The organism is Bacillus vallismortis, assembly GCF_040784915.1.
GTDB lineage: Bacteria > Bacillota > Bacilli > Bacillales > Bacillaceae > Bacillus > Bacillus subtilis_G.
On the sequence record NZ_CP160797.1, the window covers coordinates 1,034,630 to 1,058,599 of the forward strand.

The window sequence follows — 23,970 nt, forward strand, 5'->3', positions numbered from 1 at the left end:
CTTTTCTTCAGGAAAAATAAGAGTGGCAAAGGTTTTCTATATCAGCTGGGAAAGGCGCCTCGGCAACAATCAGCTCGCCTGTTATCGGATGAACCGCTTGTACCTTTCTGGCATGCAGCGCCTGTCTGTTTAGCAGCGTGCTTCCGCCTCCGTAAAGCGCATCTCCTGCCAGTGGATGGCCGGTGCTCGCCATATGAACACGAATTTGGTGTGTCCTGCCTGTTTCCAGCTCTAACTCAACGAGTGACAGCCGCTCCTTCGCATTGGCGGCAATCACCTTGAAATGAGTGACGGCTGCTTGCCCGCCTGGTGAAACCCGGCGTCTTGTCGGGTGTGATCTGTCTCTGCCGATCGGTGAATCAATTGTCCCTTTTTTTGTCTTTAGCTTTCCTTCAGCGATGGCGGTATACGTGCGTTTCAGCGTCTTTTTCTCTAACTGCTGATCCAAAATGGCGTGTGCCAAACGATGTTTGGCAAAAACGATGGCACCAGATGTATCCTGGTCAAGGCGGTGGACATGCCGCACCTTGCATGTTTCGCCATTCACCTGATAATGGTATGCGATCAAGTTAGCCAAAGTGCCGGTTTGGCCATCCTCATTCGGATGTGTCGCTATGCCCGCAGGTTTATTCACGATGAGCATGTGATTGTCCTCAAATAAAATATCAAGTTCTCCATATTCTGGAATGACGGAAGATTCTTCATTTTCCTGAAGATCAATGAACAGGCGGTCTCCCTTTTTTACGGTTATATTGTGTAAGACGGATTCGTGATTGACCTTTATCCGATGATGGGACACCCAGTCTTGAAGCACGGGTTTAGAGGCTTTGAGCGCTGTTTTCAGTACAGAAAACAGCCATTGGCCATCCTGTTTTTCATTGATGAGGAGCTCAAGCCCTCTGCCTTTTTGTTTCATGTCAAATGGCTCCTTTTCGAAGCGGAAGGCCGCGTTTCTCATAGGAAACACTTACCTTAGCATTCGGGTTTTTTTCTGTGCTATTCTTGATTAAGAGTTAGGATATTCGATGGCAAGAAAGGTGATTGACGTGAGAATTGTGAACGCAGCAACTGAAGAACAGGAGAGCTTTATCAAGGAGCTGTCAATGGAGCTTTTCCATGATGTATTTCCTCTTTATTTCTCCGAACTGGACATTCAGCGCTTTAAAAAGAAAGGCGTTCTGTCTTTAAATAACCATGATTACCAAGGAACATTAAAAGAAGCATTTCAAATTATGGCTTGTCTGCAAATGATACATATTATTCTGACAAAGCCTTCACCGCATGCTGATATAAGTAATCAGGCGATTTTTGAGAAAAACAGCAAGATGCTGAATGATTTTGGGATATATTTTCCGTTTGCTTTTTCTGACTTTCAAACGAAGACAAATAAAGACTTTTCCGGTCACAGAAGGCTGATATAATCCGGCGGCAGGAGCTTTTCCGTTTTCAGAAAAGCTCTTTTTTGCATCAAAGAAATCATATCATAAAACCTTTCCTCTAACTCCCTTTTTAATCAGCGCGTGTCTGAACATACTAATGGGTGAAAGGGGTGCTGACAATGAGTTCAGTTAAAAATACAATGACAACGCAGGTGGCAACCGTTTCTCCGAATCAAACGATTCAGGAAGCGGCTTCTCTCATGAACCAGTATAACGTCGGGGCGATTCCTGTTGTAGATCAAGGTGTTTTAAAAGGAATGCTGACTGACCGCGACATTGCATTAAGAACTACAGCTCACGGCCGAGATGGCCAGACACCCGTTTCAGAAGTGATGTCAACAGACCTCATATCAGGTCATCCTAATATGAGCCTGGAAGACGCGTCGCAGCTGATGGCCCAGCACCAAATCCGCCGCCTTCCTATTGTAGATCAAAACAATCTAGTCGGGATCGTTGCGCTTGGAGACCTGGCAGTCAATCAGATGTCGAACGAGTCTGCGGGAGTAGCGCTGACAAACATTTCTCATCAAAACATTCATTAATAAGAAAGAGCTTGCGGTGTGCAGGCTCTTTCTTCACATAAACCTTACTTTTTGAAAGCAGGCATGTTTCGGGGTATAGTGAGTGTATACATATGTCTCAATTTGGGCTAAAGGAGTTGTAAGCAGTGATTAAAGCGTTAATTTTTGATTTTGACGGGCTTATTCTCGATACAGAAACACACGAATATGAAGTCCTTCAGGAAATATTTGAGGAACATGGCTCGGTCCTTCCGCTATCCGTCTGGGGAAAGGTCATCGGAACAGCCGCGGGATTTCAGCCTTTTAAATATTTAGAAGAGCAGATCGGCCAAAAGCTGAACCATGAAGAGCTGACAAAACTGAGAAGAGAGCGGTTTACGAAACGCATGGAAACAGAAAAAGCGAGACCGGGTGTCGAAGCGTATTTGAATGCGGCAAAGGATTTAGGCTTAAAAGTAGGCCTTGCCTCCAGCTCTGACTATAAATGGGTGTCCGGCCATTTGAAGCAAATCGGCCTGTTTGATGATTTTGAGGTCATTCAAACGGCGGATGATGTGGAAGAGGTGAAGCCGAATCCCGAGCTGTATGTATTGGCGGCAAAGAACCTTGGGGTATCGCCATCTGAATGTCTGGCGTTCGAGGATTCTGTCAATGGTTCGATTGCTGCGAAAAGGGCGGGGATGAAGTGTGTCATTGTCCCGAATAAAGTGACTGGTACCTTGATGTTTGAAGACTATGATCACAGGCTTGAATCAATGGCGGAGATGGAGCTCGCCCTATTGCTTGATCAACTGAACGCACAACACTAAAAAGGAGCGAGTAGATTGTCTGAGAAATTAGATTTGAGCCGTTTTGAAAAGAAAATGGCCATTCGCAATATCGAAGAGAAAGATATCGACAAGATTATTGATCTTCAAAAGGACTGTTTTCCGGGGATGGACCCTTGGAAGCGGGAGCATTTAATCAGCCACTTGGAGCATTTTCCCGAAGGGCAGTTTTGTGCAGAATTCGAAGGTGAAATAATCGGTTCGTGCTCAAGCCTCCTGATTAATTTTGATGAATATGATGACCGCCATACGTGGCAGGACATTACAGATGACGGTTATATCACCAATCATAATCCTGATGGCTTGAATATGTACGGCATTGAGGTCATGGTTCATCCGGAATACAGACGAATGAAGATCGGCCATCGTTTGTATGAGGCGAGAAAGGACTTGGCCAGACGTTTAAATCTGAAAAGCATTATCATAGGCGGACGGATTCCGAACTTTCACAAATATGCAGATGAAATGACGGCGAGAGAGTATGTTGAGCAGGTGACACGCCACCAAATTTACGATCCGGTCCTATCTTTTCAGCTGATGAATGGTTTTACCCTTATGCGGATTAACCCGAATTATCTCCCGGACGATACAGCTTCGATCAAGTATGCGACGTTGATGGAATGGAATAATGTCGATTATCTTCCTCAGCAGACAAAACGCTATTATAAATCGGCGTTTCCTGTGAGAATTTGTGTTATCCAATACGAAATGAAGAAAATTTATTCCTTTGAGGAATTTGCCAATCAAGTAGAATACTATGTCGATGTCGCTTCAGATGCGCGATCTGATTTTGCTGTGTTTCCGGAAATTTTTACAACCCAGCTGATGTCTTTCCTTGAGGAACGGTCACCGAGCTTGGCGGTTCAGAGAATTACCGAGTATACAGAAGATTACATCAGCTTATTTACTGATTTGGCTGTGAAGTATAATGTCAACATCATCGGCGGGTCGCATTTTGTCGAAGAGGAAGACAAGATTTACAATATCGCTTACTTGTTCAGACGGGACGGAACGATCGAGAAGCAATACAAACTTCATATTACGCCGAATGAACGCAAATGGTGGGGAATCAGCGCAGGAGACCAGGTTCGCGTGTTTGATACGGACTGCGGAAAAATCGCGATTCAGATCTGTTATGACATAGAATTTCCTGAGCTCGCCCGGATTGCGGCGGATAAAGGCGCAAAAATCATTTTTACGCCATTTTGTACAGAAGACCGCCAAGGATACTTGCGTGTCAGATACTGTTCGCAGGCAAGAGCGGTTGAAAATCAAATTTATACGGTCATCTCCGGGACGGTTGGAAACCTTCCGCAAACGGAAAATATGGATATCCAATACGCTCAGTCAGGCATCTTCGCACCATCCGATTTTGAATTCGCCAGAGACGGCATTGTCGGTGAAACAAATCCGAATATCGAAATGGTCGTCATCGGTGATGTTGATCTTGAAATTCTCAGAAGACAGCGCCAAAACGGTACGGTGCGCCAGCTAAAAGACAGACGGCGTGATATTTATCATATTCAATATAAAAAATAATCCCAAAACCCGCCTGAATTGGCGGGTTTTTTATCATAAGCGGAATTGAAACGGTTACGCGCTTGCTTTAAAATCTGTTACATTTTGAGGTTTCTACCCGACCGACTCAGGGTTATCCCATTTTAGTTAGAATATAGCTTTAATAGTTCTTGCACTGAAAAACGATTTGTATTGTTCACCTCAACAAAATATGTTAACTGCCATTTTTGTGTTTCGATAGCTTGTTTACTAGTGGGGGTTTCCCATCTAGGGTAAACTCTAATTGCCATTTTTCCTTTTGTAGTGGCTGTTTTAAGGATATTTTGTTTTACAAGAACTTCTTTTGGAAAAACGAATTGTCCAAAATTATTATTACTAGTAAACGTATTGATAACCAATAAATCAGTAGCCTTTTCATATGAAAAAGCTTGGTTTTTATTATCTTTATCTTTTTCCCAAAAAGTAACAAATTGTCCTATCTTGTTAGATGTTATTTTTGCGACTCTAAATCTAACTGATTTTGAATGTAGTTGAAACACACCAGCCCCATAATCTGAATTTTGAGCTTCTTCTCGAATAGCAGTTATAGTTAAGTGATTTGGTTCATAAAACAATTTATTTACATATGTTAATGCCTTGTAAAATTCATTCACTGTTTTGTACTCCTTATTTTTGATACTACGTAATACAATGTTTTCTAGAATAGAATAGTCTAGTCATAAAATATCGTCAAAAACGTTCTTGTTTTATCACGTTTCTTATTCTAGTTATTCTGCTCCGTTAGTTAAATAAGAACTTAATAGCGAATTTTGATAAACGTAAATTGTAATATGTTTCTTTCAACACAAAAACAAATGAAGTCAAAAGAAGCTCTTTGATGTTATGTTTTGTACTTTTATTACTGCCTATCTACAGATACCATTATCAAGGTATTTAGTGCCACACCTTTAAAACGGTTGATCCAATGTTTTAGACGTGAGTGCAGTCCATTAACATTTGAATAAGTACAAACCTTTAATAACGTCTTACCATCATTAAATTTAATACGGTAATGTTCTATCACTTTTTCCTTTGCATAGTTTTATAGGCTCTCCAAGCATCTGTAACAAGAACACCTTGCCTGTTTTGCTTTGGATGCTGCATCCTCTTTCTTCTTGAGATAGAGGGTGTTTTATTCATTCCGCGGTTTATTGACTCGAACCCCGTCTGGCTTTATATTGAAGGCAGGGAAATCATCACCAAGACATCACATAAGAGAAGGTCTGTTTCAATTGAATTGGCACTTTAGTGAACGCTAATGAAATGGAGATGATGGGGATGGAAAACATTCAGCAACATCAGGGATTAAAGCAAAAAGATGAGCAATTTGTGTGGCATGCCATGAAGGGAGCGCATCAAGCGGACAGCCTGATTGCCCAAAAGGCCGAGGGGGCTTGGGTGACCGATATAGACGGACGCCGTTATTTGGACGCGATGTCAGGATTGTGGTGCGTCAATATAGGTTACGGCAGAACGGAGCTTGCTGAGGCTGCCTATGAGCAATTAAAGGAGCTTCCATATTACCCGTTAACGCAAAGTCACGCACCGGCAATTCAACTGGCGGAAAAGCTGAATGAATGGCTCGGCGGCGATTATGTCATCTTTTTTTCCAACAGCGGATCGGAAGCAAACGAAACTGCTTTTAAAATCGCCCGCCAGTACCATCTGCAAAACGGCGGCCACAGCCGTTATAAATTCATCTCGAGATACAGGGCATACCACGGCAATACATTGGGAGCGCTTTCGGCTACCGGGCAGGCGCAGCGGAAATATAAATACGAGCCTTTAAGCCAGGGGTTCCTGCATGCAGCCCCGCCAGATGTATACCGGAACCCGGAGGATGCCGACACGCTTGAAAGCGCAAATGAAATTGACCGCATCATGACATGGGAATTAAGCGAAACGATTGCCGGGGTCATCATGGAGCCTATCATAACAGGCGGGGGCATCCTAATGCCGCCGGACGGATATATGAAGAGGGTGGAGGATATTTGCCGCCGCCACGGCGCTCTTTTGATTTGCGATGAAGTCATTTGCGGGTTTGGACGGACAGGCGAGCCGTTCGGATTTATGCACTACGGCGTGAAGCCTGATATCATTACGATGGCAAAGGGAATCACAAGCGCGTATCTGCCATTGTCAGCGACTGCTGTTAAACGGGATATTTTCGAAGCGTATCAGGGGGAAGCGCCTTACGACCGTTTCCGTCACGTGAACACGTTCGGCGGAAGCCCGGCTGCCTGTGCAGTGGCGTTGAAAAACCTGCAAATTATGGAGGACGAACAGCTGACTCAGCGATCCCGCGACCTTGGGGCAAAGCTTTTGGGTGAGCTTCAGGTTTTGCGAGAACACCCGGCAGTCGGAGATGTAAGAGGAAAAGGGCTGCTGATCGGAATCGAGCTCGTCAAAGACCAATTGACAAAAGAGCCGGCAGATGTCGACAAAGTAAACCAAGTGGTTGCAGCGTGCAAAGAAAAAGGGCTGATCATCGGCAAAAACGGGGATACAGTCGCCGGCTACAACAACGTCATCCAGCTCGCGCCGCCATTTTGCCTGACAGAAGAGGACCTTTCCTTTATCGTGAAAACGGTGAAAGAAAGCTTTCAAACGATGTAATATAAAAGTGATTTATTAAAGGAGCACATGATGAGTTTTCACAATCAGCCGATTTTACCGGCTATACGAAATATGAAACAATTTGATGAGTTTTTGAACAGTTCATTTTCCTACGGTGTTATTCTTGATATTCATCTCGGCCAGCTGAAAGGCGTGATCAGAGAAGCGCAAAAGCACGGAAAGAACATGATGGTGCACGTCGATCTCATTCAAGGGATCAAGCATGACGAATACGGAGCAGAGTTTATTTGCCAGGACATCAAGCCTGCCGGGATTATTTCAACAAGGTCAAGCGTGATTGCCAAAGCGAAGCAGAAGAAAATTTATGCGATTCAGCGCCTCTTTCTGCTTGATACAAGCGCGATGGAGAAAAGCATGGAGTTTGTCGGCAAGCATAAACCTGACTTCATTGAAGTGCTGCCAGGCATCGTTCCGTCACTCATTCAAGAAATAAAAGAGAAAACGGGGATTCCTATCTTTGCCGGCGGTTTCATCCGTACGGAAGAGGATGTGGAACGGGCCTTGAAAGCGGGGGCTGTGGCCGTCACAACATCAAACACCAAATTATGGAAGAAATATGAAAACTTTTTGACAGAAATTGATTGACACCGCTTACATCAACTGATACAATTGCACTAGGTTAATACATTGTGATGGAGAACTCGGAGACCACAGCAGCTCTTTACGGTACATGTCTATGCACCAGTAAAGCGGTTTGTTGTGGTTTTTTTATTCTCTTCTTCTCTATCATACTGTTAATCGTGACTTTAGGAGGAATGTGCTATGACAGCATTTTGGGGAGAAGTCATCGGTACGATGCTGCTGATCATTTTTGGGGCAGGTGTTTGTGCGGGTGTCAATTTAAAGAAATCGCTTTCATTCCAGTCTGGCTGGATTGTTATTGTATTCGGGTGGGGATTGGGTGTTGCCATGGCTGCATATGCGGTTGGCGGCATCAGCGGAGCCCATTTGAATCCGGCGCTAACGATAGCGCTTGCATTTGTTGGAGATTTTCCATGGAAAGAGGTTCCGGTTTATATTGCGGCGCAAATGATTGGGGCGATCATCGGTGCGGTGATAATCTATCTGCATTACCTTCCGCATTGGAAGTCAACGGAAGATCCCGCTGCCAAGCTGGGTGTTTTCTCAACAGGACCCAGCATTCCGCATACATTTTCAAACGTTTTAAGTGAAGTGATCGGGACATTTGTCCTTGTGCTTGGCATCTTGTCCATTGGGGCAAATCAATTTACAGAAGGGCTTAATCCTTTAATCGTCGGTTTTCTCATTGTGGCGATCGGTATCTCTCTTGGAGGCACCACCGGCTATGCGATTAATCCGGCCCGCGACTTAGGTCCGCGGATTGCCCACGCTTTTCTTCCGATTCCGGGGAAGGGCCCATCAAACTGGAAGTACGCATGGATACCGGTAGTCGGTCCCATTTTAGGCGGATCGTTCGGCGGCGTATTTTACAACGCTGCATTTAAAGGGCATATCACAAGCAGTTTCTGGATTGTAAGCGTTATATTGGTTGTGTTATTGTTAGGACTCTATGGCTATACGAAAACACATTCAGCTAAAACATTATCAAATTCAAAATATATTTAATCAAAGGGGAGACATCTTATGGAAACATACATTTTATCCTTAGATCAAGGGACGACAAGTTCAAGAGCGATTCTCTTTAATAAAGAAGGCAAAATCGTTCACTCTGCTCAAAAGGAGTTTACACAATACTTCCCGCATCCAGGATGGGTTGAGCATAATGCGAATGAAATTTGGGGCTCTGTCCTCGCTGTTATCGCATCAGTGATTTCTGAATCAGGGATCAGCGCCTCTCAAATTGCCGGCATCGGTATTACGAACCAGCGTGAGACGGCGGTTGTGTGGGATAAAGATACAGGAAAGCCTGTCTATAATGCGATCGTTTGGCAGTCCAGACAGACGTCCGGCATTTGTGAGGAGCTTCGTGAAAAAGGACATAATGATGTATTCAGAGAAAAAACGGGGCTTTTAATCGATCCGTATTTCTCCGGCACGAAGGTAAAATGGATTTTAGACAATGTGGAAGGCGCGAGAGAAAAAGCGGAAAAAGGCGAGCTGATGTTTGGAACGATTGATACATGGCTCATTTGGAAAATGTCCGGCGGGAAAGCGCATGTGACCGATTACTCCAATGCGTCCAGAACGCTGATGTTTAATATTTACGATTTGAAATGGGATGATGAACTGTTAGACATTCTGGACGTACCGAAATCCATGCTTCCTGAGGTGAAGCCGTCCTCCCATGTGTATGGGGAAACTGTTGATTATCACTTCTTCGGAAAAAACATCCCGATTGCGGGAGCGGCAGGCGACCAGCAGTCCGCACTGTTTGGCCAGGCGTGCTTTGAAGAAGGCATGGGGAAAAACACGTACGGCACAGGATGTTTCATGCTGATGAATACAGGGGAAAAAGCAATTAAGTCCGAACACGGGCTTTTGACGACAATCGCATGGGGCATCGACGGAAAAGTTGAATATGCTTTAGAAGGAAGTATTTTTGTCGCAGGCTCTGCCATCCAATGGCTCAGAGACGGATTGAGAATGTTCAAAGATTCCTCGCTAAGCGAATCTTACGCAGAGAAAGTGGATTCAACTGACGGCGTATATGTTGTTCCCGCATTTGTCGGCTTGGGAACGCCTTACTGGGACAGCGACGTGCGCGGTTCGGTTTTCGGCCTGACAAGAGGCACAACAAAAGAGCATTTTATCCGCGCGACACTGGAGGCATTGGCTTATCAGACAAAAGATGTGCTTGATGCAATGGAAGCTGATTCAAACATTTCATTAAAGACGCTTCGTGTAGACGGAGGCGCCGTGAAAAATAATTTCCTGATGCAGTTCCAAGGAGATCTTCTGAATGTGCCTGTGGAGCGTCCGGAAATTAATGAAACAACTGCGCTTGGCGCGGCCTATTTGGCAGGTATTGCTGTGGGATTCTGGAAGGACCGTTCTGAAATCGCGAACCAGTGGAATCTGGATAAACGGTTTGAACCTGATTTTGAAGAAGAAAAACGAAATGAGCTGTATACAGGCTGGCAAAAAGCCGTAAAAGCAGCTATGGCTTTTAAATAGAATAAGAGTATGATATAATGGTTACAAGTTAATAAGAACGGTCCTGAGATGAGGAGAGACCACAGCACCAAAGTGTAAGTATGCACTTTGGATGTTGTGGTCTCTTTTTCTATTTACACACCGTGACAACAAGGAGGAGCAATAATGAAACATCAATTTTCAAGTCTGGAAAGAGATCGCATGCTGACAGACATGACGAAAAAAACATACGATCTATTTATTATCGGCGGAGGAATTACAGGAGCGGGAACAGCTCTTGACGCGGCATCAAGGGGAATGAAGGTCGCGCTCAGTGAAATGCAGGATTTTGCGGCGGGAACATCAAGCCGATCAACGAAGCTTGTTCATGGAGGCTTGCGCTATTTAAAACAATTTGAAGTGAAAATGGTTGCCGAGGTAGGGAAAGAACGGGCGATTGTTTATGAAAACGGCCCGCACGTCACTACACCGGAATGGATGCTGCTTCCGTTTCATAAAGGCGGCACATTCGGTTCGTTTACAACATCCATCGGTTTAAGAGTTTATGACTTCTTAGCAGGCGTGAAAAAATCAGAACGAAGAAGCATGCTTTCAGCAAAGGAAACGCTGCAAAAAGAGCCATTGGTGAAAAAAGACGGCTTAAAAGGCGGCGGGTACTACGTGGAATACCGCACTGACGACGCGAGACTGACAATCGAAGTCATGAAGGAAGCGGTGAAATTCGGAGCAGAGCCTGTGAATTATTCGAAAGTGAAGGAGCTTCTTTACGAAAAAGGCAAAGCAGTCGGCGTATTAATTGAGGATATGCTGACAAAGAAAGAATATAAAGTGTACGCGAAAAAAATTGTCAATGCGACAGGCCCTTGGGTCGATCAGCTCAGAGAAAAAGATCATTCGAATAACGGAAAGCATTTGCAGCATACGAAAGGCATTCACCTTGTATTTGACCAGTCTGTTTTTCCGCTGAAACAGGCGGTATATTTCGATACGCCTGACGGCCGTATGGTATTTGCGATTCCTCGTGAAGGAAAAACATACGTGGGGACAACAGACACCGTTTACAAAGAGGCGCTGGAGCATCCACGAATGACAACGGAGGATCGCGATTACGTCATCAGTTCAATCAATTACATGTTCCCAGAGCTGAAAATCACAGTGAATGACATCGAATCCAGCTGGGCGGGGCTGCGACCGCTGATTCATGAAGAAGGCAAAGACCCTTCTGAAATTTCACGGAAAGACGAGATTTGGACATCTGACTCAGGTTTAATCACCATCGCCGGCGGAAAACTGACCGGATACAGAAAAATGGCGGAGCATATCGTCGATCTTGTGAATGATCGCTTAAAAGAAGAAGGCGAAAAGGATTTCGGGCCATGTAAAACGAAAAACATGCCAATCTCAGGGGGACACGTCGGCGGTTCGAAAAATCTCATATCCTTTGTCACCGCGAAAACGAAAGAAGGAATCGCAGCCGGCTTATCAGAAAAAGACGCAAAACAGCTGGCGATCAGATACGGCTCCAACGTAGAGCGAGTTTTTAACCGAGTGGAAGCGCTGAAAGATGAGGCTGCGAAACGCCACATTCCGGTTCATATTCTTGCTGAGGCAGAATACAGTATAGAAGAAGAGTTGGCCGCAACACCTGCTGACTTCTTTGTCCGCAGAACTGGACGTTTATTTTTTGATATCAATTGGGTAAAAACATATAAAGATGCCGTTATTGATTTTATGAGCGAGCGATTCCAATGGAATGAGCAGACGAAAAACAAACATACTGAAAATCTCAACAAGCTTTTACACGATGCGGTTGTGCCGCTCGAACGATAAATCATAACGGGCTGTCTCTCAGCCCGTTATTTCTTTTTACGGGCCGAAAGCGCCGGATCCAAGGATTTCAAGTGACAGAAGCACTCGCTTCATATTAAAATAACGGCATAAGCTAATACATAGGAGGACGAATATGACTTGGAGAAAAAGTTATGAACGCTGGAAACAGACAGAACATTTAGATCCGGAACTAAAAGAACGCCTTACTGAATTAGAGGGGAATGAACAGGCTCTTGAAGACTGTTTCTATAAAAACCTTGAATTCGGCACTGGCGGTATGCGCGGAGAAATCGGCGCTGGGACGAATCGGATGAATATTTACACGGTGCGCAAAGCATCAGCCGGGTTTGCGGCATACATCTCAGAGCAAGGTGAGGAAGCGAAAAAACGGGGCGTTGTCATTGCTTATGATTCCCGCCATAAATCGCCGGAGTTCGCGATGGAAGCGGCAAAAACACTTGCGACACAAGGCATCCAATCATACGTATTTGATGAGCTTCGCCCGACACCGGAGCTGTCATTCGCTGTCAGACAGCTGAACGCCTACGGGGGAATTGTGGTGACGGCAAGCCATAACCCGCCTGAATATAACGGCTACAAAGTATACGGAGATGACGGCGGCCAGCTGCCTCCAAAGGAAGCGGACATCGTCATTGAGCAGGTAAACGCGATTGAAAATGAACTGACGATCACAGTCGACACTGAAGATACATTAAAAGAAAAAGGCTTAATTAAGATCATCGGTGAAGATATTGATAAAGCCTATACAGAAAAACTGACGTCCATTTCCGTCCATCCTGAATTACCCGAAGAAGTTGATGTAAATGTTGTTTTTACACCGCTGCATGGAACGGCCAATAAGCCGGTCAGACGCGGTCTTGAAGCACTCGGCTACAATAATGTAGCGGTTGTCAAAGAACAGGAGCTGCCCGATGCAGACTTCTCTACTGTTCCCTCTCCAAACCCGGAAGAGCATGCGGCTTTCGAATATGCCATTAAACTCGGGGAAGAGCGGAACGCAGATATTCTCATCGCAACAGACCCTGACGCTGACCGTCTTGGCATAGCGGTGAAAAACGAACAAGGTAAATATACAGTGCTTACAGGAAACCAAACCGGTGCGTTGCTGCTTCATTACCTGCTTTCTGAAAAGAAAAAACAAGGCATCCTGCCTGAAAACGGTGTTGTTCTCAAAACAATTGTCACAAGTGAAATCGGGCGTGCTGTCGCTTCTTCGTTCGGTCTTGATACGATTGATACGCTCACAGGCTTCAAGTTTATCGGTGAAAAGATTAAGGAATACGAGGCGACAGGCCAGTACACCTTCCAATTCGGTTATGAAGAGAGCTACGGTTACTTAATCGGGGATTTTGCCCGCGACAAGGATGCCATTCAGGCGGCGCTCTTGGCAGTTGAGGTTTGCGCGTTCTATAAAAAACAAGGAATATCATTGTATGAAGCGCTCATTAATCTCTTTAACGAATACGGTTTTTATCGTGAAGGGCTGAAATCCCTGACGCTGAAAGGAAAACAGGGAGCAGAACAGATTGAAGCGATTTTGGCTTCCTTCAGACAAAATCCGCCGCAAAAAATGGCTGGCAAACAGGTTGTGACAGCCGAAGATTACGCAGTAAGCAAACGGATGCTTCTGACGGAAAACAAAGAAGAAGCGATCGGCTTGCCAACATCAAATGTACTGAAATACTTCTTGGAAGACGGGTCTTGGTTCTGCCTTCGTCCTTCCGGAACCGAGCCGAAGGTCAAATTCTATTTCGCCGTAAAAGGAACATCTTTAGAAGACAGTGAAAAGCTTCTTGCCGCGCTTTCTGACGATGTAATGAAGACGGTAGACGAAATTGTAGAGGCTACAGCTAAATAGTTCAAGAAAAGCTGGGTCATTTATGTGATCCGGCTTTTTTTCTCATCCAAAAGTCTGAAAGAAAATCATCCCTCAAGCGAAGTAATGAATGACATAAAACTGGTATAATCTTAGATAACAGGAGATGAATGCCGGAGTGAGTGACGTGAGCAAAACGAGGATGGAAAAATTAAAAACGCTGAAAACGATTGCGGAAACCTTAAATCAAGGACACGATGTCAAAGCAACACTGGATGAGGTGTTAAAAGAATTGCTGAGTGTAACGAACCTTCAATCGGGATGGATTTTTCTAATCGAAGAAGACGGCTCCTATACGTTAGCGGCCGACGCCTATCTGCCCCCCGCTTTAAGCCGCAAGGAAAAAGTGCTGATGTGCGAAGGAGAGTGCTACTGCCTGACGAAATTCAATAACGGAGGGCTTAGAAGGGCGGCTAATATCATGAACTGCAAACGCATAGAGTCGGCCGAAGAGCTGCACTGTTTTGACACAGAAGGGATTACGCATCATGCAACTGTGCCTTTAGAAGACGGAGACAGGAGATTCGGATTGTTAAATGTAGCCGCGGCCGGAAAAACCATGTTTGATGAGGGGGAGCTGCATTTACTCGAGTCTGTCGCCTTTCAGATCGGAACCGCGATCCAGCGCATGAATCTTTCTGAATATAAACAAAAAAATGCGCTATTAATGGAGCGCAACCGCCTCGCTCAGGAGCTCCATGATTCTGTCAATCAAATGCTGTTTTCCGTTAGTTTAACAGCCAGAGCGGCAAAGACACTCACAAAAGATGAGAATTTGCAGCAGATGATTGATTTCATTCAAAACTTATCACAGGACGCGCTCGCAGAAATGAAAGCGTTAATTTGGCAGCTTCGCCCCGGAGGGTTGGAAAAAGGGCTGTCTGAAGCCATTAAAAGCTATGGCGCGCTCATCGGATTGAATGTCATTTTCACACAAAAAGGCTGTCAGGTTCTTACTGATGAGCAGGAGCATATGCTGTGGCGTGTCGTACAGGAAGCTTTAAATAACTGCAAAAAGCATGCCGGAACTGGTACGGCGTATGTCAGTCTGACTGCTTCTTCATGCCATGCGGAGCTGGATATAATCGATCATGGGGCAGGGTTTCGCTATGAAGCGCATGCCGGTCTGCCTTCACTTGGCATCAAGGGTATGAAAGAACGGGCGGAAAAAGCCGGCGCGGAGTTTTTGATTGAGTCAGAGCTTGGAGCGGGGACAAAGGTGTCCGTCAAGCTTCCGCTAGCCAATCAGAAAGGAAGGACAATGCAATGAAAATTGTAATAGCGGATGATCACCATGTTGTCAGAAAGGGGCTTCGTTTTTTCTTTGCCACCCAAGATGATATTGAAGTTGCCGGAGAGGCCGCAACCGGAACAGAAGCTCTTCGTATCATCGGAGAAACAAAGCCCGACCTTGTGCTGATGGATCTGTCTATGCCCGAGATGGACGGAATACAAGCCATAAAAAAAGCAGTTCAGCAATTTCCAGGGGTCAAAATCATTGTGCTGACGAGCTATTCCGATCAAGATCACGTCATCCCCGCGCTTCAGGCAGGAGCGAAGGCGTATCAATTAAAGGATACGGAGCCCGAGGAATTGGTGAAAACACTTAGACAAGTGCATGGTGGAGAATACAAGCTTTCTTCAGCTATTATGCCCCATGTGCTAACACATATGAGAAATCAGCGCGATCCGGAAAAAGAAAAATTTTATCAATTAACACGAAGAGAAAAGGACGTTCTGAACGAAATTGCGAACGGAAAAAGCAATAAAGAAATCGCGGCGGCCTTGTTTATTTCAGAAAAAACAGTGAAAACCCATGTGTCGAATCTTTTAGCAAAACTTGAAGTGGCCGACCGCACGCAAGCAGCGCTTTTCGCAGTAAAATATAACCTGAATGGAGAGATCGCGACATGAACATGTTAGTTATAAATGGCACGCCCAGAAAACATGGCAGAACAAGAATTGCCGCATCCTGCATTTCAGCGCTGTATCACACGGATTTGATTGATCTAAGCGAGTTTATCTTGCCGATTTTTAACGGTGAAGCAGAGCAATCAGAACTTTTGCAGGTACAGGAGCTTAAGCAGCGCGTCACTAAAGCGGATGCGATTGTCTTATTATCGCCTGAATATCACAGCGGGATGAGCGGCGCTTTAAAAAATGCTCTGGATTTTCTAAGCAGCGAACAATTTAAATATAAGCCCGTTGCATTATTGGCAGTGGCGGGAGGCGGAAAAGGCGGCATCAACGCGCTGAACAATATGAGAACTGTGATGCGGGGTGTCTACGCCAATGTGATTCCGAAACAGCTTGTACTTGATCCAGTGCACATTGATATTGAAAAGGCTGCAGTTACGGAACCTATAAAGATCAGCATAAAAGAGCTTGTCGAAGAACTCACTATGTTTGCAAAAGCAGGAAATCCCGGCGTCTGAACGCCGGGATTTGTTTATGTGAGCAGGGCTAATTGATCTTCGTAAGTCAGCTCTGTGGCATGATCAATATAACGGAGAAGGGAATACAGCATCTTTTCAAGAACAGCGTAATCCTGTTCAAAATGATACGCGTGCAGAAAATGCTCGATTCGTTTTGATAACAAATCATCCTCTGTACGCACCATTAAAATTAATAAATTATCCCATTGGGAACGGTGGGTGTAATACAGCGCTTTATCGTAATCGGCATAATCCATGAATCGCTTCTCCTTTCTTGTGTGAGAAGTTCATGATTAGTTTATGCCGCATCCTATGTAATTGACGTTGCAAAACTTGGCGTCTGCGGCAGTACAGGGTAGCAATATGAGGGAGACATAAAATCAAAATGACTGAATGAAGCCATCGCTTTTGGAAAACCTATGAGAGAACAAATCTGGGTACAGGAGACTGAAAATATGAAATCTCTGCCGTATTCAATTGCGCTTCTTTTTTGCGGATTGATCATTGTGTCAATGGCTGCAAAAGGGCATTCAGCGGACACAAACGAGTCTGTTCAAAAGTGGGAACAGCTCGCCTGGAGCAGAATTCAGGATGAATATAAGGGCGCTTCATTTTCTGATTACGCTTATATGGGGCGGACCGAGGTGAATGATCAGCAGACAAAAGATGTCTTTCGTGTGACGGTCAGACAGAATGACGACACCTTTTCTGTTCGGGCCGAAGTCTATTTTCATCCGGTGACAAAACATATGATCAGCATTAACGTTTTTCGGCTCTAATCAAAAAACTGTACAGCCGCCAAGGCCATACAGTTTCTGTTTTAGAAATATCGTTTTGCACCGAGATAGCGCTGTTTCCAGTAAGAGTTGTTCATACTGGATATGACAACTCCGGAATCATTGGCATTAATGAATTCCCCGTTTCCGAGATAAATCCCGATATGAGAAGGGCCGGCTTTATATGTTGAAAAGAACACGAAGTCTCCGACAGCAGGCTGGCTGACAGGTTTCATTGTGTTCCAATATCCGGCTGCCGTTAATCTTGATACGGATGTGACTTTGTTTAGCGCATAGTACATGAAACCGCTGCAGTCAAATCCGGCCGGTGTCGTGCCTCCCCAGCGATACGGAACGCCAAGCTGTTCTTTAGCGGCGGCAATCATTGTGTTAATCTTCGCGCTTGTTGAGCTGGACGTGCTTGAAGAACCGGATGAGGAAGAGTGGGAAGCTTTTCCGGTAATGACCAATTTTTGGCCAACCTGCAAGACATCCGTTCTCAAATTGTTTTTCTCCCGAATCTGCTGAGCTGTTACATTGAACTTCTGAGCAATCACCCACAAGGAATCGCCGCTTTTCACCGTGTATGTAGTCGTCGATGTGCCAGAGCTTGCATTTGACTTAGAAGACGATGACGGTGAGGAAGTGCCTGAAGATGCTTTACCTGTCAGCTTCAGCACTTGTCCGACGTATATCACATCTGATTTCAGGCTATTGCTGTTTCGGATTTGCTGTACGGTCACGTTATAGCTGTTTGCGATTTTCCAAAGTGAATCTCCGCTTTTTACAGTGTATTTCGATGTTGCCGACGTTTGGTTTGAATGAGATGAAGTGTCTTTGGAAGACGTATTAGAACCGCTTGATTTTGTTTTCAACACTTGATTCACATAAATGGTATCTGATTTTAAGTGGTTCAAGACCTTTAATTCGGCGACGGACATGTTGACTTTGTTTGCGATTTTCCAAAGCGAATCGCCAAGCTGCACCTTGTATGTTCCGGCAGAAGATGAAGAGCTAGAGCTCTTTTTGGAACTGCTTTTTGTATTAGAACTAGAGCTGGAACTGGAACTTGAGCTTGAAGAAACCGTGCCGGACACCTTTAATTTCTGCCCTGCACGAATCATATCGCTGCTGAGTCCGTTTAACTTTTTCAGTTCCTGCACCGTCATTTTATACTCAGTTGCGATCAGCCAAAGTGAATCGCCGCTTTTCACTGTGTAAACAGAACTTCCGCTCTTTTTGGTTGTTGAGCTTGAAGTAGATGAAGTTCCGGACTTGCTGCCTGGAATGGTAAGCGTCTGGCCGATCGACAGAACGGTAGTCGAAAGATGGTTGGTGGATGTGATGGCCGCCACGCTTGTATTGTAGTTTTGGGCCAGTTTCCATAAAGAATCTCCGCTTTTGACCTTAATCGTAGCTGCTTCAGCTGGTGTGACTGCTAGAGTTGTACTGACAATCGCAGAAGCTGTCAGCCCTGCTGCTAATTTCTTTTTCATCTGAGCTCTCCTTTTTCCCCCAATGATTTGAATTTACTGTTTCTTTTTTATATCGGCAGCTTCGTCTCATCGTTTTGCCTTTTTTTAAAAACAGCCCAATTTTCTTAACAAAAAGGGGGAAAAAGGGCATAAAAAAAGAAGGAATCTTTATCTATTCCTTCATTTTTAAAAGCTTCATGATATCTTCTTTGTTTTTGACAAGGTCGCGCAGTGTGTATTTGTCTAAAACCGCAAGATAGGCCATTAGCGCTTCATTAAGCACATGCTTCAAGCCGCACACCGGGGAAATGATGCAAAGATTTTTATTCACATCAAAACACTCAACAATATTAAAATCGTCTTCCGTTTTTCTGACAACCTCACCGATGTTGATGTCTTCAGGTTCCATGCCTAAGCGTATGCCGCCGCCTCGTCCGCGTATCGTTTCTACATATCCGAGCTGGCCGAGCCTGTATATGACTTTCATGAGATGGTTTTTTGAAATAGAATACGTTTCGGCAATCTGTTTTATGTTTGAAAGTTCTCCAGGACGTTCTGCAGCCAGAAAAATCAGCACTCTTAATGAATAATCAGTATAATTTGTTAATTTCATAATAAGACCTCGGAAAAAGAGATTTTCTATATCTTATCATAATCGATTGAAAAATGAAAAAAAAGGAATTTTTAAAAAACGTGCGCCCAGTAGGGTGCACGTTTTTTGTTTACATGTTATTCGGCGGATTTTGGTTTTTACGGTTTTTATCGATTTCGGTGTTTTGCATTTTGCGTTCAAATGCAGACAGATAACGTGATGCAAAATCCTTTCCGCCAAGGCCGAAGGATAAACCGAAAGCGAGTGCGAAGCCGCTAAGCACGATGATGAACGCGGAATTGACGATCGTTTCAGCAACACCAAGCTGATCCAGGGCCATAAAGAGAGCAAGTGCGATAATCGTATATTTGGCAATCGCCGCCAAAGACTTGAATTCTTGGCCTTTAATGATGCTAGAAAGCACTTTTCGAACCAATTCTCCAGCGTAAAGACCGATTCCGAGAATGAATACGGCGACAAGGGCATTCGGCAGATACGCGATAATGCCAGTCGCAATCTCTACGAGGAAGTGCATCTGAACAATTTGCAGCGCCTCGGCTGTGAACAGCAGAATGACAATGACTTGCGCGATCATGCCGACAACTTGAGATAGGGACAGCTTTGCAGGTGTTCCTGTTTCCATCCCCATTTTTCCTAACACAGAATCAAAGCCTGCGCGATGGAGCAGTCGGGACACCATGTTGTTCACCCATTTTCCTGTCCATATACCGGCTATAACAAGCACGATGGCAATGATGATGTTCGGAAGCATATTTAAAATAGTATTCAGCATAGAGACAGCCGGTTTCGAAATGCCGGTGACATCCAGCTGATCAAGTGCTGAAATGACAACCGGTATTAAAATCAGCACATAAGCGATTGTTCCGATGACTGCAGAAAGGCTTGTATCTTTTAAGTAAACTGATAAACCCATACGTGCGGCGAATCTTTCCGTGCCGATGCTTGCAAGGAAATTTGTTATGATATCACGTACAAGACGGGCAACAAGCCAGCCGATTAAAACGATAAGTGCGGCAGCAAATAATTTCGGCAGAAAAGCGAGCACGCTTTCCATCATATTTGTAAACGGACCCGAAATGCCGCTGATGTTCAAAGAAGATAAGACCCCCGGCAGGAAAACAAGCAGCACGAGATAAAAGACAACTTGTGAAGCGGCATTAACTGCCTGATGAATATCTTTTCCTTCAGACACAACATTCCACTTGCGCAGCTTGTCACTTGTGTTCAGCTTCATCCCGATTTTTTTGACAAGGAAGCTCAAAACAGAGGCTGCAGCCCATCCTAACAGCAGAATGAGCCCGGCCTTCAGCACGCTCGGGATAGCCGCGGTAATGGCGGAAAGCATGCTGACAAACGGTGATGCCACTGTTGTCAGGTGCAAAATGTTAAAGAATAAAATAAAGACGATAATCAATGCGATAAAATAAACGACCTTGCTTATGACTTTTTCCGAGGAATAGCGTGATGGCTTTTTCCCAGCAAACAGCTTATCGTCAATTTTTGTTTTTCTGAGCCCTTTGTATACCGCTTTTTCAATGATTTTAGCGATAGCCCATCCGATTAATAAGACGAGTAAAGCAATGATTAAGTTTGGCAGCTTACTGAGATAAGAAGAAAGCATGTCTGCTGCATTCAATTGGTATCGCTCCTTTTTTTCATAATATGGTGTGTTTTTACCCACTGGCACAATCGGCAAACAGATGAATGTGCCGGGTGAATTTTTTTCTTGCCCAAGTGCGGCTATCATCTTTTGTCAGGCGGGCTCATACATTATAGATAAGTCCAAGTAGGGGGGATTCGGTTGAACGCGGAGGAGAAGAAGGGATTACAGCGGGCAATTGAGGAGATTACCGAAATTGCAAAAGGATTCGGCCTTGATTTCTACCCGATGAGATATGAAATCTGCCCGGCTGAAATTATTTATACATTCGGCGCGTACGGGATGCCGACAAGATTCAGCCACTGGAGCTTCGGCAAGCAGTTTCACAAAATGAAGCTGCATTACGATCTTGGTTTAAGCAAGATTTATGAGCTGGTCATTAACTCGGATCCATGCTACGCTTTTTTGCTGGACAGCAACTCACTGATCCAAAATAAATTGATTGTCGCTCACGTTCTCGCCCATTGTGATTTCTTCAAAAATAACTGCCGTTTCCAAAACACGAAGCGCGATATGGTGGAAAGCATGGCGGCAACAGCCGAGCGGATTAAGTACTATGAACAGGTTCACGGGATAAAGGAAGTAGAGGCTTTTTTAGACGCGATCCTATCGATTCAGGAGCATATCGATCCTTCTTTGGTCCGTCCGAAGCTCCTATGGAGTGTGGATGATGAGGAAGATGAAATGGAAGAGGCAGCGACGCCGTACGATGATTTATGGTCTTTGGATGAAAAGAAACCGAAAAAACACGTGAAAAAATCGAAAAAACCTTTCCCGCCGCGGCCGGAAAAAGATATTCTGCTATTTATCGAGGAGCATTCACGTGAGCTGGAGCCGTGGCAGCGTGATATTTTAACGATGATGAGAGAGGAAATGCTTTATTTCTGGCCTCAGCTGGAAACAAAGATTATGAATGAGGGCTGGGCTTCCTATTGGCACCAGCGAATTATACGCGAGCTTGATTTAACCTCTGATGAAGCGGTCGAGTTCGCCAAGCTGAATGCTGGTGTCGTCCAGCCGTCCAAAACAGGCATCAATCCTTATTATTTAGGGCTGAAAATATTTGAAAACATTGAGGAGCGGTACAATAATCCGACGGATGAAATGAAGAAAGTGGGCGTACAGGCTGACTCGGGCCGGGAGAAAATGTTTGAGGTCAGGGAAATTGAATCCGATATCTCTTTCATCCGCAACTATTTAACAAAAGACTTAGTGATGCGCGAGGATCTTTATTTGTTTCAAAAACAGGGCAGAGATTATAAAATCGTCGATAAAGCGTGGAAGTCGGTGCGCGACCAGCTCGTAAGCATGCGGGTAAACGGCGGGTTTCCGTATTTGACAGTAAACGACGGCGATTATATGAAAAATAACGAGCTCTATATTAAGCATTGGTATGAGGGCATAGAGCTGGATTTGAAATATTTAGAGAAAGTGCTCCCTTACTTATTCCAGCTATGGGGAAGAAGCGTGCACATCGAGTCTGTGCTTGAGGATAAGGAAGTCATGTTTTCGTACGATGGAAAAGGTGTTCACCGCAGATATCTATAAAAAAGAGGATGCAGCGTTCTGCATCCTCTTTATTTTCCCGCTTTCAAAATCTTAAATATGATGTTTGCCTGATCGGTATTGTTAATCAGTCCTCGGAATTTTTCTTTTCCGGGGCCGTACGCGTATACTGGCACTTCTTCGCCGGTATGATCGGCACTCGTCCAGCCGCTGTTAGATCGTGTGTTAAAAATCTTGATGATGGCTTTGTAGGCGCCTTTGCTTTTGTCAGCCTGTGCAGCGGCTTCAACACTTTTGATTTCATCAGAGGTGAATTTCAGATTTGTATAGCGGGTGAGCACATCTTTGACCGGTTTGCCTTCACTGATTTTTTTGGCCATAAATTCAGGTGTTTTTTTTGCGGCGAGAATCGGCTCCGCGTGCCAATTCTTTTGACCATTTGCGCCGATGGTAAAGCCGCCGGTTGTATGATCAGCAGTTGCAATGACAAGCGTGTGTTTATCTTTTCTTGCAAAATCAATCGCGGCTTTATAGGCCTGTTCAAAGTCTTTAACCTCACTCATGGCTCCTACTGTATCGTTGTCATGGGCCGCCCAGTCAATTTGGCTGCCTTCGACCATCAAGAAAAATCCTTTTTTATTTTGGTTCAGGCGGTCAATTGCTGAAACCGTCATGTCCTTGAGAGATGGTGTTTTGCTGTCACGGTCGAGCGCTTTAGCAAGCCCTCTGTCTGCGAAAAGGCCAAGCACCTGCTGATCTTTATTTTTCTTCAGCTCTTGTTTTGTTGTCACGTAGCTATAGCCGGCTTGTTTGAATTCCTTCGTCAAATTTCTGTCCTCGCGGTTAAAATATGATTTTCCGCCGCCAAGCAAAACGTCTATTTTTTGTTTTCCTTTTATTTTGTCATCCATATAGCTGTTGGCGATTTGGTCCATGTTTTTCCGTGATTCATTGTGGGAGCCGTATGCGGCAGGGGTGGCGTGGTTAATTTCAGACGTTGCGACGAGCCCGGTCGATTTTCCTTGCTGTTTGGCTTCTTCGAGCACAGATTTCACTTTTTTCCCGTTTTTATCGACGCCAATTGCATTGTTATATGTCTTAACGCCTGTCGCTAATGCTGTTCCGGCGGCGGCTGAATCTGTAATATTAAAGTCCGGGTCATCAGGATGCGTCATCATCATGCCTGTCAGGTTAGGGTCAAATTGGGTCAACTTTGGGTTATTCGGTGTTTCCCCGTTATTCTTCATGGAACGGTAGGCGTTTATGTAAGGCGTCCCCATGCCGTCACCGATCATCACAATGACATTTCTGATCTCGGCTTTGTCTTGTTTTTTTGCGCTGGCCTTTTCAGTCTGCTGCAGTTCTGCACCGGCAAATATGCCGGCTGTAAGCACGGAAACAGCTGCGATTGGCAGCAGTTTAGATTTCAGATTTTGAAACAAATTCATTTTTTGCATGCCTCCTTTAATGTATTTGTTTATCATGTTAGGGAAATTTTGTTAAACGCGGCTTTTGATCGTGTAAACATTAAGTAAAGCATTGTAAGGAAATGAAAACATCTGTTTCGTTATCTTGCCTTTTTTCAATCAAAGCATTCATTTTTTCAGAAAAATCTTTACCCCTCTGCCCTTGCGTGATATGTTTATTTAAATAAAAAAACTGCGGATAACCGCAGCTTTCCTCGAATTGCTTTATGTCTCACTTTTCCACTATGTGAGCTGA

21 protein-coding genes and 2 pseudogenes are annotated in these 23,970 nt (G+C 44.6%); 15 read left to right on the forward strand and 8 right to left on the reverse strand.

Going from position 1 to position 23,970, the window contains the following annotated elements; genetic code table 11:
• Positions 1-7: 7 nt before the first annotated feature.
• The gene (locus tag ABZM97_RS05145) at positions 8-916 is read right to left on the reverse strand and encodes an RluA family pseudouridine synthase (RefSeq protein WP_202328524.1); all 909 of its coding nucleotides are present in this window, start codon (positions 914-916) and stop codon (positions 8-10) included.
• A gap of 109 nt (positions 917-1,025) precedes the next feature.
• On the opposite strand from ABZM97_RS05145, the gene ABZM97_RS05150 reads away from it, so the two are divergent.
• The 4 genes from ABZM97_RS05150 (at position 1,026) to ABZM97_RS05165 (ending at position 4,326) form a co-directional block, all read left to right on the forward strand.
• A complete protein-coding gene (locus ABZM97_RS05150; protein ID WP_087993732.1) occupies positions 1,026-1,421 on the forward strand; it encodes a YhcU family protein in 396 nt (131 codons plus the stop codon).
• A 137-nt stretch (positions 1,422-1,558) separates the two neighbouring features.
• Positions 1,559-1,981 (forward strand): CBS domain-containing protein, encoded by a 423-nt coding sequence (locus ABZM97_RS05155; RefSeq protein ID WP_087993733.1) that lies wholly within the window; start codon positions 1,559-1,561, stop codon positions 1,979-1,981.
• A 125-nt stretch (positions 1,982-2,106) separates the two neighbouring features.
• A complete protein-coding gene (locus ABZM97_RS05160) occupies positions 2,107-2,769 on the forward strand; it encodes an HAD family hydrolase (protein ID WP_202328523.1) in 663 nt (220 codons plus the stop codon).
• Positions 2,770-2,784: 15 nt separating this feature from the next.
• Positions 2,785-4,326 carry a bifunctional GNAT family N-acetyltransferase/carbon-nitrogen hydrolase family protein gene (locus ABZM97_RS05165; protein WP_148964392.1) on the forward strand — a complete coding sequence of 514 codons (1,542 nt, stop codon included), beginning with the start codon at positions 2,785-2,787 and terminating at the stop codon, positions 4,324-4,326.
• Positions 4,327-4,448: 122 nt separating this feature from the next.
• On the opposite strand, the gene ABZM97_RS05170 is transcribed toward ABZM97_RS05165, so the two are convergent.
• Together ABZM97_RS05170 and ABZM97_RS05175 are read right to left on the reverse strand one after the other, a co-directional pair.
• Positions 4,449-4,958, reverse strand: a complete 510-nt coding sequence (locus ABZM97_RS05170; RefSeq protein ID WP_202328522.1) for a MepB family protein — start codon at positions 4,956-4,958, stop codon at positions 4,449-4,451.
• A gap of 127 nt (positions 4,959-5,085) precedes the next feature.
• Positions 5,086-5,418 (reverse strand): annotated as a pseudogene (locus tag ABZM97_RS05175) (IS1595 family transposase); the annotation flags it as partial.
• Positions 5,419-5,607: 189 nt separating this feature from the next.
• On the opposite strand from ABZM97_RS05175, the gene ABZM97_RS05180 reads away from it, so the two are divergent.
• From ABZM97_RS05180 to ABZM97_RS05220, 9 genes are all read left to right on the forward strand, one after another.
• Entirely contained in the window at positions 5,608-6,960 is a 1,353-nt protein-coding gene (locus ABZM97_RS05180) for an aspartate aminotransferase family protein (protein ID WP_087991295.1), read from the forward strand.
• A 27-nt stretch (positions 6,961-6,987) separates the two neighbouring features.
• The gene (glpP, locus tag ABZM97_RS05185; RefSeq protein ID WP_367387289.1) at positions 6,988-7,566 is read left to right on the forward strand and encodes a glycerol uptake operon antiterminator GlpP; all 579 of its coding nucleotides are present in this window, start codon (positions 6,988-6,990) and stop codon (positions 7,564-7,566) included.
• 177 nt (positions 7,567-7,743) lie between these two features.
• A complete protein-coding gene (gene glpF, locus ABZM97_RS05190) occupies positions 7,744-8,568 on the forward strand; it encodes a glycerol uptake facilitator protein GlpF (RefSeq protein ID WP_087991179.1) in 825 nt (274 codons plus the stop codon).
• Positions 8,569-8,586: 18 nt separating this feature from the next.
• The gene (gene glpK / locus ABZM97_RS05195) at positions 8,587-10,077 is read left to right on the forward strand and encodes a glycerol kinase GlpK (RefSeq protein WP_367387290.1); all 1,491 of its coding nucleotides are present in this window, start codon (positions 8,587-8,589) and stop codon (positions 10,075-10,077) included.
• Between the two features lie 141 nt (positions 10,078-10,218).
• The gene (gene glpD, locus ABZM97_RS05200; RefSeq protein ID WP_087991181.1) at positions 10,219-11,886 is read left to right on the forward strand and encodes a glycerol-3-phosphate dehydrogenase; all 1,668 of its coding nucleotides are present in this window, start codon (positions 10,219-10,221) and stop codon (positions 11,884-11,886) included.
• Positions 11,887-12,019: 133 nt separating this feature from the next.
• The gene (gene pgcA / locus ABZM97_RS05205) at positions 12,020-13,765 is read left to right on the forward strand and encodes a phosphoglucomutase (protein WP_087991182.1); all 1,746 of its coding nucleotides are present in this window, start codon (positions 12,020-12,022) and stop codon (positions 13,763-13,765) included.
• Between the two features lie 145 nt (positions 13,766-13,910).
• Positions 13,911-15,053, forward strand: coding sequence for a GAF domain-containing sensor histidine kinase (locus tag ABZM97_RS05210; RefSeq protein ID WP_202328520.1), 1,143 nt, complete (start codon positions 13,911-13,913; stop codon positions 15,051-15,053).
• The gene (locus ABZM97_RS05215) at positions 15,050-15,697 is read left to right on the forward strand and encodes a response regulator transcription factor (RefSeq protein ID WP_202328519.1); all 648 of its coding nucleotides are present in this window, start codon (positions 15,050-15,052) and stop codon (positions 15,695-15,697) included. Before ABZM97_RS05210 ends, ABZM97_RS05215 begins: the two co-directional genes overlap by 4 nt.
• Positions 15,694-16,218 (forward strand): NADPH-dependent FMN reductase, encoded by a 525-nt coding sequence (locus tag ABZM97_RS05220; RefSeq protein ID WP_087991184.1) that lies wholly within the window; start codon positions 15,694-15,696, stop codon positions 16,216-16,218. The genes ABZM97_RS05215 and ABZM97_RS05220 overlap by 4 nt, the downstream gene beginning before the upstream one ends.
• Positions 16,219-16,232: 14 nt before the next feature.
• Here ABZM97_RS05220 and ABZM97_RS05225 read toward each other — a convergent pair whose 3' ends face one another.
• The gene (locus ABZM97_RS05225; protein ID WP_003224139.1) at positions 16,233-16,475 is read right to left on the reverse strand and encodes a YhdB family protein; all 243 of its coding nucleotides are present in this window, start codon (positions 16,473-16,475) and stop codon (positions 16,233-16,235) included.
• A 198-nt stretch (positions 16,476-16,673) separates the two neighbouring features.
• Here ABZM97_RS05225 and ABZM97_RS05230 point away from each other — a divergent pair, with 198 nt between their 5' ends.
• Positions 16,674-16,997 carry a YqzG/YhdC family protein gene (locus tag ABZM97_RS05230; protein WP_253268968.1) on the forward strand — a complete coding sequence of 108 codons (324 nt, stop codon included), beginning with the start codon at positions 16,674-16,676 and terminating at the stop codon, positions 16,995-16,997.
• Positions 16,998-17,038: 41 nt separating this feature from the next.
• Here the strand turns inward: ABZM97_RS05230 and ABZM97_RS05235 are convergent, their stop codons facing one another.
• The 3 genes and pseudogenes from ABZM97_RS05235 to ABZM97_RS05245 all read right to left on the reverse strand — a co-directional run bounded on the left by ABZM97_RS05235 (position 17,039) and on the right by ABZM97_RS05245 (position 20,829).
• Positions 17,039-18,490, reverse strand: a complete 1,452-nt coding sequence (locus ABZM97_RS05235) for a LysM peptidoglycan-binding domain-containing protein (protein ID WP_253268969.1) — start codon at positions 18,488-18,490, stop codon at positions 17,039-17,041.
• A gap of 151 nt (positions 18,491-18,641) precedes the next feature.
• Positions 18,642-19,082: a nitric oxide-sensing transcriptional repressor NsrR gene (gene nsrR, locus ABZM97_RS05240; RefSeq protein WP_202328517.1), complete on the reverse strand. Its 441-nt coding sequence runs from the start codon at positions 19,080-19,082 to the stop codon at positions 18,642-18,644.
• Between the two features lie 109 nt (positions 19,083-19,191).
• A pseudogene (locus tag ABZM97_RS05245) lies at positions 19,192-20,829 on the reverse strand (mechanosensitive ion channel).
• A gap of 54 nt (positions 20,830-20,883) precedes the next feature.
• Between ABZM97_RS05245 and spoVR the strand changes: the two are divergent.
• On the forward strand, positions 20,884-22,290 hold the full coding sequence (gene spoVR, locus ABZM97_RS05250; RefSeq protein WP_087991189.1) for a stage V sporulation protein SpoVR: 1,407 nt from the start codon (positions 20,884-20,886) through the stop codon (positions 22,288-22,290).
• A gap of 29 nt (positions 22,291-22,319) precedes the next feature.
• On the opposite strand, the gene phoA is transcribed toward spoVR, so the two are convergent.
• Complete coding sequence (gene phoA / locus ABZM97_RS05255) at positions 22,320-23,705, reverse strand: alkaline phosphatase PhoA (RefSeq protein ID WP_202328515.1); 1,386 nt, start codon at positions 23,703-23,705, stop codon at positions 22,320-22,322.
• Between the last annotated feature and the right edge of the window lie 265 nt (positions 23,706-23,970).